This window comes from Janthinobacterium agaricidamnosum NBRC 102515 = DSM 9628 (genome assembly GCF_000723165.1).
Taxonomy (GTDB): Bacteria; Pseudomonadota; Gammaproteobacteria; order Burkholderiales; family Burkholderiaceae_D; genus Janthinobacterium; species Janthinobacterium agaricidamnosum.
Genome location: NZ_HG322949.1, coordinates 5,899,984 through 5,900,322, shown reverse-complemented (window position 1 = coordinate 5,900,322; position 339 = coordinate 5,899,984).

Here is a 339-nt window from a genome sequence, read left to right as displayed (position 1 = left end):
TGAGTCATCGAATCTTTGAACGCACTTTGCGCTCCTTGGTATTCCGAGGAGCATGCCTGTTTGAGTGTCATGGAATTCTCAACTCTATTTGCTTTTGTGAGTAGAGCTTGGACTTGGAGGTTTATTGCCGGTACCTGTGATCGGCTCCTCTTGAATGCATTAGCTCGAACCTTTTGTGGATCAGCTTATCGGTGTGATAAAATGTCTACGCCGTTACTGTGAAGCATATTATTCGGCTTCCAATCGTCCTTCACGGGACAATAACTTTGACCTTTGACCTCAAATCAGGTAGGATTACCCGCTGAACTTAAGCATATCAATAAGCGGAGGAGCGTCGAT